The 6696-nt window shown below is 42.6% G+C and carries 18 protein-coding genes; 1 reads left to right on the top strand and 17 read right to left on the bottom strand.

The window, feature by feature from the left end; translation table 11 throughout:
• Positions 1-115: 115 nt before the first annotated feature.
• From CDG79_RS38070 to CDG79_RS38000, 17 genes are all read right to left on the bottom strand, one after another.
• The gene (locus tag CDG79_RS38070; protein ID WP_094346697.1) at positions 116-388 is read right to left on the bottom strand and encodes a hypothetical protein; all 273 of its coding nucleotides are present in this window, start codon (positions 386-388) and stop codon (positions 116-118) included.
• Positions 378-797 carry a hypothetical protein gene (locus tag CDG79_RS38065; RefSeq protein ID WP_094346696.1) on the bottom strand — a complete coding sequence of 140 codons (420 nt, stop codon included), beginning with the start codon at positions 795-797 and terminating at the stop codon, positions 378-380. Before CDG79_RS38065 ends, CDG79_RS38070 begins: the two co-directional genes overlap by 11 nt.
• 235 nt (positions 798-1032) lie before the next feature.
• A complete protein-coding gene (locus tag CDG79_RS38060; RefSeq protein ID WP_094346695.1) occupies positions 1033-1278 on the bottom strand; it encodes a hypothetical protein in 246 nt (81 codons plus the stop codon).
• Positions 1275-1397, bottom strand: a complete 123-nt coding sequence (locus CDG79_RS45095; RefSeq protein ID WP_262985880.1) for a hypothetical protein — start codon at positions 1395-1397, stop codon at positions 1275-1277. The genes CDG79_RS38060 and CDG79_RS45095 overlap by 4 nt, the downstream gene beginning before the upstream one ends.
• 16 nt (positions 1398-1413) lie before the next feature.
• Positions 1414-1692 (bottom strand): hypothetical protein, encoded by a 279-nt coding sequence (locus tag CDG79_RS38055; RefSeq protein WP_094346694.1) that lies wholly within the window; start codon positions 1690-1692, stop codon positions 1414-1416.
• Positions 1689-2051, bottom strand: a complete 363-nt coding sequence (locus CDG79_RS38050; RefSeq protein ID WP_094346693.1) for a hypothetical protein — start codon at positions 2049-2051, stop codon at positions 1689-1691. The genes CDG79_RS38055 and CDG79_RS38050 overlap by 4 nt, the downstream gene beginning before the upstream one ends.
• A 2-nt stretch (positions 2052-2053) precedes the next feature.
• The gene (locus CDG79_RS43120) at positions 2054-2215 is read right to left on the bottom strand and encodes a hypothetical protein (RefSeq protein ID WP_189525277.1); all 162 of its coding nucleotides are present in this window, start codon (positions 2213-2215) and stop codon (positions 2054-2056) included.
• A 2-nt stretch (positions 2216-2217) separates the two neighbouring features.
• Positions 2218-2442 (bottom strand): hypothetical protein, encoded by a 225-nt coding sequence (locus tag CDG79_RS38045; RefSeq protein WP_094346692.1) that lies wholly within the window; start codon positions 2440-2442, stop codon positions 2218-2220.
• Positions 2443-2449: 7 nt separating this feature from the next.
• Positions 2450-2662 carry a hypothetical protein gene (locus tag CDG79_RS38040; protein ID WP_094346691.1) on the bottom strand — a complete coding sequence of 71 codons (213 nt, stop codon included), beginning with the start codon at positions 2660-2662 and terminating at the stop codon, positions 2450-2452.
• 15 nt (positions 2663-2677) lie between these two features.
• Positions 2678-3022 carry a hypothetical protein gene (locus CDG79_RS38035; protein ID WP_094346690.1) on the bottom strand — a complete coding sequence of 115 codons (345 nt, stop codon included), beginning with the start codon at positions 3020-3022 and terminating at the stop codon, positions 2678-2680.
• Entirely contained in the window at positions 3019-3219 is a 201-nt protein-coding gene (locus tag CDG79_RS38030) for a hypothetical protein (RefSeq protein ID WP_094346689.1), read from the bottom strand. The genes CDG79_RS38035 and CDG79_RS38030 overlap by 4 nt, the downstream gene beginning before the upstream one ends.
• Positions 3220-3259: 40 nt before the next feature.
• Positions 3260-3427 (bottom strand): ERF family protein, encoded by a 168-nt coding sequence (locus CDG79_RS38025; protein ID WP_223278598.1) that lies wholly within the window; start codon positions 3425-3427, stop codon positions 3260-3262.
• A 15-nt stretch (positions 3428-3442) separates the two neighbouring features.
• The gene (locus CDG79_RS38020) at positions 3443-3703 is read right to left on the bottom strand and encodes a hypothetical protein (protein WP_094346688.1); all 261 of its coding nucleotides are present in this window, start codon (positions 3701-3703) and stop codon (positions 3443-3445) included.
• 28 nt (positions 3704-3731) lie between these two features.
• On the bottom strand, positions 3732-3929 hold the full coding sequence (locus tag CDG79_RS38015) for a hypothetical protein (protein WP_094346687.1): 198 nt from the start codon (positions 3927-3929) through the stop codon (positions 3732-3734).
• A gap of 27 nt (positions 3930-3956) precedes the next feature.
• Positions 3957-4172: a hypothetical protein gene (locus CDG79_RS38010; RefSeq protein WP_094346686.1), complete on the bottom strand. Its 216-nt coding sequence runs from the start codon at positions 4170-4172 to the stop codon at positions 3957-3959.
• A 67-nt stretch (positions 4173-4239) separates the two neighbouring features.
• Positions 4240-4659 (bottom strand): hypothetical protein, encoded by a 420-nt coding sequence (locus CDG79_RS38005; protein ID WP_189525276.1) that lies wholly within the window; start codon positions 4657-4659, stop codon positions 4240-4242.
• A 280-nt stretch (positions 4660-4939) separates the two neighbouring features.
• Positions 4940-5635 carry a hypothetical protein gene (locus tag CDG79_RS38000; protein ID WP_223278597.1) on the bottom strand — a complete coding sequence of 232 codons (696 nt, stop codon included), beginning with the start codon at positions 5633-5635 and terminating at the stop codon, positions 4940-4942.
• Positions 5636-6075: 440 nt separating this feature from the next.
• On the opposite strand from CDG79_RS38000, the gene CDG79_RS37995 reads away from it, so the two are divergent.
• On the top strand, positions 6076-6435 hold the full coding sequence (locus tag CDG79_RS37995) for a helix-turn-helix domain-containing protein (RefSeq protein WP_223278596.1): 360 nt from the start codon (positions 6076-6078) through the stop codon (positions 6433-6435).
• The last annotated feature ends 261 nt before the right edge of the window (positions 6436-6696 follow it).

Raw genomic sequence — 6696 nt, 5'->3', positions numbered from 1 at the left:
AATGAACCACGAGTCCGTAAACGTCGCCCAAAAATTTACCCCTTGATGACGAAACCCCGGCATGAATTACGCAAGCAATTGCAAACTGCTTAAACCGCAAGGGTTTCGGCTTTTCTTAGTGCCATTCGGCCATGTCTATTGCTCCCGTCTGTATATTCGCCAAATTGCCGCTACCTTCTAACAGCTTCGACTTGTCGAGAGTTGTTTGCGCTAAACTGAACAGCTTTTCTAAGCGATCGCTAATATCCACAGGAAATTCTTGAGCGTTCGGATCAACTGCTGGATCTGACTGAGCCAGTTGTTCTAACCCAGCAATAATTTGCTCTGGGCTGTAGCTAGCACTCAATAATTCAAATAATTCTGCACGTGTGAATTTGCTATCCGACATAATGGGTTTCTCCTAAACTGTGTGATGTAAATCCCAGTTGCTCTTGTTCAAACTGGGCGCGGGTGTACTCGACTTTATTTGCTTCAACAATTGCTTCGACGAGAGCTTTTTTGTCAATCCCTTGAGTGATATCTCCAAACAATTCACCAATCTTTCCTACCACCCACACTTGATAAGATGTGATCGGTGCAGCACGGAGATTTTTCTCTTGGGCTAATGCCTGCATCCTCATAAGTATTAATCTATACTCTGGAATCAAAGAGGCGACTTTTGCCCATCGTTCTAATGTCCGGGGACAAATACCTAAAATTTTTACCGCTTTCGCTTTTGACATTGATAAAACTAAGGGATTTACCCCTGATTGGCTTTGTTTTTGATTAAAAAGTTGTTTTCTCCATCCTGATTCCATGAACTTAGTCAAATCCGTATCAATAGCCTTAAAAAGATAGTCAATATCCGTAGCATCTAAGTGTCAATATGGATATCAATATGGATGTCCATGTGGATATCAATGATCAGCGTCTATTGACTGTCTATTGACCTTGCTCTTTTATAATAAAAAACCGCGCCAAGCGGTTCAAGCTACTAAGTTGACAACTTTGTTGACAACTTTGTTGATAACTTAGAAATTTTCAGTGCAATATTTACCAAGCTCCTTCGGGGCGGAAACTTTTACCTTCTTTCAACCATTTATTATGATGTATTGCAGCTAAAGCTTTTACTCTCGAAGATGGTTGACGATGAGTTCTAGACGATTTTTTGCAGGCATAAGCTGTCATTGTTCTGGCTCTGATATTTAAATATTCTGATGCCTGTTCATAACTCAATCCCCAAATTTCACAAAAAACTAATGGGTCAAGTTCTTTGATTTCTTCTGTTTGTGCGCTCATATTTCTAGCTCCAAAGTTACGTTTTGGGGTGACTGCCCTTTCTGGCAGAAGCGATCGCCTTCTTTGTCCGGTGGCGATCGCTTTAATTTATGCTTGGCTCTTTTATATGAACTGGGCAAATGATTTCCCCTATGGTCATTTTGAAGCCTGACTTTGTTTAACCAACACTGAACGTAGGTACTGCCGACAAGCTGCTTCTCCTCGATAAATCAGAATCCGCAGCGCCTGTATTTCCTGCATTGGAGAAACACAGATTTCGGCAATCGCAGCAATCAAATTCTGTTGCTTCTGCACGTAATCTTGATGCTGCTGCTCTAGCACAGCAATCTTGGAGTTTAGTTGTTGTATCTGCCGTAACGCTTGCGTCAGGGACGATTCTTTGTTTCGAGAGCGATTATTTAGGGTTAATGTCATTTTCTTGCTCCTTCTTTAGATAGTTGAAAGCCTTGCCAATCGGGGCATTCCGCGCTCTCAATGCCTTCGGGATGAACAGAACAAATTAAAGGGGAGCCGTTGTAAGAGATCCCGTGATAGTATTTGCAACCTATACAACTGGTGGGTCTATTTAAAGGTCGAGGTCGGCGCAACATAACTTGGTCAATTTCATTTTGACCAGTAATTCGGTCAACCATGAATGCTGTGATCCCAGTCCCGGCTATTGCTCCACTAATGACGTACATGATATTTCTGCCGAGATATTGAGTGCCGAAATATCCACAAATAATTGTTGCTGCTGCTGCACTAATACAAGAGAGAAAAACTGGTCGTTTCATATTTATTGCTGCTTTTTGGGTGGTTCGTGCTTAGATAACAGAGCGGCAAAATCATAAATCGTTACTGTTGGTTTTGGTTCCGGCTCCGGCTCCGGCTCCGATTTTGACTCTATTACCAGTTCTGGGCTACCCAAACCGACTGCATTTTTAATTTCCTGCTCCATATTTATTCAGGTTCTCCTTGTTGATTAATTTGCTCCACCCGATCAATTGCATCCACTATTTCTCCTAAAATATTGAACGCATCATTTAGCACCACATTTTTTGATGTAGAGAAATACTGCGAAGACTGAATGTTGCGATAATCTCGGCTACTGCCAACAAGCCGCAATGTATGTTGACAGCCTTGTAAGATAGTCCGAATCTCTGATGTAGTTAACTTGATTTCCATTAGTGTTTTAACCTTGAAAAACTGAATCGATTTCGCCGTTATCAATAGCCTTCTTTGCGTGGCTAACAGCTTGCGTATGATTGTCAAAGGTTTGAGTTGAAGGTGATGCCCAAGTTGTTTTAAAAAAGCCCTGCTGACCAACATGAATATCTACAGCACCATCTGATAACTCAGTAGTCTCAATTTTGTAGCCGCCATGCTTGGTTTTGTACTCTTTCATTGTCCGTTTCTCTCCCTAAAATTTATCCCGTTTAATACTAAAACTTGCTCCGACTAAAGAACTGCCTAAGAAGACGGAAAAACTGACCAACATTGCACCCAGGCAGATATTTTTCTGTTGCTCCCAACCAGAGATGATTATGTTGGGATTAGCATTTGTCTCGATTACTTCTAGCCCCCAACAAGCCATTGCCCCTACTCCAGAAAATCCAGTAATTAGCAGAGAGACAATTGCAGTTGTTTCTATGGTGCGATCGATGAAAATCCTGGGGTTGAATCTTCTCCTAGTACGGCGGCGAAGAACCAATTTACTCTTGTGGTCTAATTGAGATTGGTAAACAATTTGTTTGTGGTTAGTCATTTCGCTTCGTCCAACTCCACAAAAAATCCTGCACCTGTATTTGTCACTTTTACCAGCTTGCGATTGACCAATGCTTGAATCACCCCCAGACTAAATTTGATACTGCCCAATCGAGCGCTACCACCACAACGACCGAGATATTGTAGACACTGTGAGGATTGATCGGTAGAGGTGGGAGAAGTGGATTTTTTCGGCATGATATTTTTCCTCTTGATGTTATGAGAATATGTGATCCCTTCAATTCAGTTCAGGTAATTGTGCAAGCGCATTGAGTCCAGGGGTGACAGCATCTAATACAGCATCTAGTGTTGCATATTTGCGCTTGTAGTGAGGATTAGTCCCGTCTTTTTGAATTGGGTTAAACTCTGCCTTTGCCTTGATTAAAGCTTTGATTAGTTCTTGCATTGTCCAGATCCTCTTTTACCAATCATTTTCGTTAATATCACCAGACACTTTTTTGTTAGACTTAGCTTTATTTATCTGAAACTCTGAGGCTTTCAACACAGGCATTGCCGCTTGCTTTACCGAAGCTTTAGCTTGTTGATAAAGGAATTGGGTTATTCCATCTGCGTCTTCCCCATCCTCGACTTGCGCCCATAAAGAGCAACCTAATTCCAGCGATTCGTAGTCGCCAAGATTGAACTTTCTGGAGTAGCTAACAGATACAGTGGTGAATTTCATGTGGCTATCTTTTGGGAAATATGAATTGTCAATTATCTTCGCTAGTATCAACCGTTTCAATACTGATTATTTGACATAAATCGCTAGCTTTTACACCAACAATTACTGGTTGAATTTCAGTAGATAATTCCTCAATGATTGAATGAAAACCAGGGTCTTCATCATTAATTTCAACCTCAATTAAACCTGCATTATTCGATATAACAGTTGCCCAGCTTGGCTTCATGTTGAGGAATACTGGTTGTGTAGAGTTTCATACTTCTGATTCCTGATTGAACTTGACCTCGACAATTTCTTCAACACAACCCATCGCTTGATCCAAATAGTGCAGGACATCGCCCAAGTGAGTTGCTGCTTCTGGGTCAATCTTCTTGTCTGCAATCAACAAGAGCCAGTTTTCATCTTGGGCGATCGCCTGAATCTTTTGGTAGCAGGAGTTGAATTCTTGTAGTATTTCTATGGGTGTCATTGTTATATTTGTGATGTAAGTAAAACAGTCTTATTGAGGAAGTGGGCAGCAACGCCCACCCCTTTCCCTACGCTGCAACTAAATCTCTAGTTTTTGGAACGTACCTTTTCAGCCGTTTCCACTCGTCACTCGTCAGTGCGTCAAATTCTTTATCGAACAAATCCTCTTCCGTGGGTGGTTCTCCCGTAGCCGTTGTTGATACCCTTGCCACCTTCATGAAGTCGTCTAGTCCAACTGCTGCATCAACCGGCTCGGCGTATCGAAGAGAATCCACTCCGTTAGACCAGTGGGTAATGTACTGAAATATCACCCCAATCATGCAATCAGCTTTGTACACGCGATAGTTTCTGGGGCAGGCTCCGTTAACGTAAACTAGTTTGTAGCCAGGGATTTCCATGACCTCTGCATTGGGGTCTGTTGGAGGCAGGAGTATTTTCTCTCTTAGATTATCCGACTGGGCTTCTTGAAGAGAAAGTGTGGTAATCATATTTCATGTGCCATGATGATTTCGATTGTCTAAATTTCGGTTGAACAGCGATTGCTTGTCTCTTGGACTGCGATCGCCTTTTTCACTTTTAGGACTAGGAATTTCTTACACCTCTGCATTCGCATCTGTAGCAGGTAGGAGAATATTTTCTTGACACTCATCTACTTCAAGTGAGAGGTTACTTGCTGTACTTTGTGTCATGATTCTGTTAATTAACGATTAAGCTTGAAGGCGATTGCTTTTGTCTTGGGAAGCAATCGCCCTTTCTCGCTTCAGCAACTTACGCCGCTACTGCCGCTCGGACTCCCAACAGCGCAATCACATCTTTGGCACTGCCAGCAACCCGATTTACCCCGTACTGTCTTGGTCGAGCGTACCAACCTTGTTGATTGCATCCGACGAAGCCAACAAAATGCCCGTCTTGGTAGAGTTTGGTGCTGAATGATAGCCAATTAACTTCGCCGTGATATAGACCAAAAGCAGTGCAAGCTGTTTCCAGTTCATCGCTCAATCGCTCGTTGCGCTCCAGGGGTGTTTCTGGCAGAGTCGCTTTGACCTCTGCAACTCTTGTAGCGAACCAGTTGCGGTCAAATGGGAGCCGTCCGCCACCGACTAATTGCACCCATACTGTGATTCCGCCTTCTATCCAGATCGTGCGAACGGATTCGGGTTCGACTTCGATAATCTCGCCAATGATGCGGCGATCTCTACTGGTGAGAGGATCTTGGGTTGGGGCTACAGCTTCGGCTTGGGATTCGAGAAGGTGGTTTAGTTCTGCTTGGGCTAGGGTTTGCTCGTCACAAGAAGAACTAGGAATTGCTTGCTGTGTTAGTGTTTCGTAAGTCATAATATTGATCTCCGTGATAGGGGAAAAGGCGATCGCTGAGTTTTCCAGACAGTAGCGGTCGCCTTTGTTATGTGTGCAAACAACGTTGTGGTTTGGCACAACGCTCTCAAAAAGATTTGGCGTAGCCATCAAAGCTAGTTGCTAAGAGCATTATCAAGACAGCAGACGGCAGCATCAGGGGACGTGTACAGCTTTAACAACGTCAAAAGCTAATCGTCTAACGTCTTTTGTTAATCATTTATTAAGTGCAAATCCATTTCCCATCTGTGTACCCATCGCCTTCTCTGGTTGCGCCAGTGCCTCGGTTACTCATCAAGCGGTGACTTTGGATTGTGCTGTCAAAGTTCTGTAGTTTTTAGTGCTTCTTTATTTATTGAAGAGGCATAACACTTTTTCCTCCTTGTTAATTACAAGTCTAACTTGGAATATAGCCTGATGTCAAGAGGTAAACTTGTATTTTTATAAGTTTAATTTGTAAATATATTGATTATTTTTGTATATTTCAAAGTCTGAGTGCTAACATTTGTACTAGTGTTAGGTAGCGGAGTACATTTAAGGTGTTGATTTTTGTGAATCAGACTTTGATTAAGTGGAAACTAAAAGAGGTAATGGCAAGATATGACATCAAGGCGGGTGATCTTGCCAATGAGTTAAATCTCAGTGCTAATTCAGTATCAAATTTACGGAAAGCCAAAACAATGCCACGCTTGGATGGTCATTCCCTAAATAATCTCTGTAACGCACTAAATCGTCTAGCGCACGATTTAGATAGGCAGATTACTCCGTTCGATTTAATTGATTACACCCAAGATTCAGATACTTCTGCCTCTTCTGAAAACCCTAACAGCAGTAAGAGTAGCGCACTAAGTCAAGGCCGAAAGTCTTCAGCAATTGATGCTGAAAATCAAGCCTGTTTAACGGCTGCATAGCAAAAGCGATCGCCGCCCGTCACAGCAATGCGATCGCCTGCTCAATCCGTTTACCACAAAGTGAGCTAACTATAATGCTGCCATATTTTTGGAAAATCCATCTGACAGCTACCCGGTTCACTTTGGTTAAACTGGAATGGCACTAAGAAAAGCCGAAACCCTTGCGGTTTAAGCAGTTTGCAATTGCTTGCGTAATTCATGCCGGGGTTTCGTCATCAAGGGGTAAATTTTTGGGCGACGTTTACGGACTCGTGGTTCATT

The sequence above is a fragment of the Nostoc sp. 'Peltigera membranacea cyanobiont' 232 genome, assembly GCF_002245985.1.
GTDB lineage: Bacteria > Cyanobacteriota > Cyanobacteriia > Cyanobacteriales > Nostocaceae > Nostoc.
The sequence above is the reverse complement of the archived record's forward strand: the minus strand, read 5'-3'. Positions and strand labels throughout refer to the sequence as shown.

Coding starts and splice junctions, on each gene's coding strand:
- CDG79_RS38070 (WP_094346697.1), bottom strand. CDS start 388: ATGTCGGATAGCAAATTCACACGTGCAGAATTATTTGAATTATTGAGT.
- CDG79_RS38065 (WP_094346696.1), bottom strand. CDS start 797: ATGGAATCAGGATGGAGAAAACAACTTTTTAATCAAAAACAAAGCCAA.
- CDG79_RS38060 (WP_094346695.1), bottom strand. CDS start 1,278: ATGAGCGCACAAACAGAAGAAATCAAAGAACTTGACCCATTAGTTTTT.
- CDG79_RS38055 (WP_094346694.1), bottom strand. CDS start 1,692: ATGACATTAACCCTAAATAATCGCTCTCGAAACAAAGAATCGTCCCTG.
- CDG79_RS38050 (WP_094346693.1), bottom strand. CDS start 2,051: ATGAAACGACCAGTTTTTCTCTCTTGTATTAGTGCAGCAGCAGCAACA.
- CDG79_RS43120 (WP_189525277.1), bottom strand. CDS start 2,215: ATGGAGCAGGAAATTAAAAATGCAGTCGGTTTGGGTAGCCCAGAACTG.
- CDG79_RS38045 (WP_094346692.1), bottom strand. CDS start 2,442: ATGGAAATCAAGTTAACTACATCAGAGATTCGGACTATCTTACAAGGC.
- CDG79_RS38040 (WP_094346691.1), bottom strand. CDS start 2,662: ATGAAAGAGTACAAAACCAAGCATGGCGGCTACAAAATTGAGACTACT.
- CDG79_RS38035 (WP_094346690.1), bottom strand. CDS start 3,022: ATGACTAACCACAAACAAATTGTTTACCAATCTCAATTAGACCACAAG.
- CDG79_RS38030 (WP_094346689.1), bottom strand. CDS start 3,219: ATGCCGAAAAAATCCACTTCTCCCACCTCTACCGATCAATCCTCACAG.
- CDG79_RS38025 (WP_223278598.1), bottom strand. CDS start 3,427: ATGCAAGAACTAATCAAAGCTTTAATCAAGGCAAAGGCAGAGTTTAAC.
- CDG79_RS38020 (WP_094346688.1), bottom strand. CDS start 3,703: ATGAAATTCACCACTGTATCTGTTAGCTACTCCAGAAAGTTCAATCTT.
- CDG79_RS38015 (WP_094346687.1), bottom strand. CDS start 3,929: ATGAAGCCAAGCTGGGCAACTGTTATATCGAATAATGCAGGTTTAATT.
- CDG79_RS38010 (WP_094346686.1), bottom strand. CDS start 4,172: ATGACACCCATAGAAATACTACAAGAATTCAACTCCTGCTACCAAAAG.
- CDG79_RS38005 (WP_189525276.1), bottom strand. CDS start 4,659: ATGATTACCACACTTTCTCTTCAAGAAGCCCAGTCGGATAATCTAAGA.
- CDG79_RS38000 (WP_223278597.1), bottom strand. CDS start 5,635: ATGGCTACGCCAAATCTTTTTGAGAGCGTTGTGCCAAACCACAACGTT.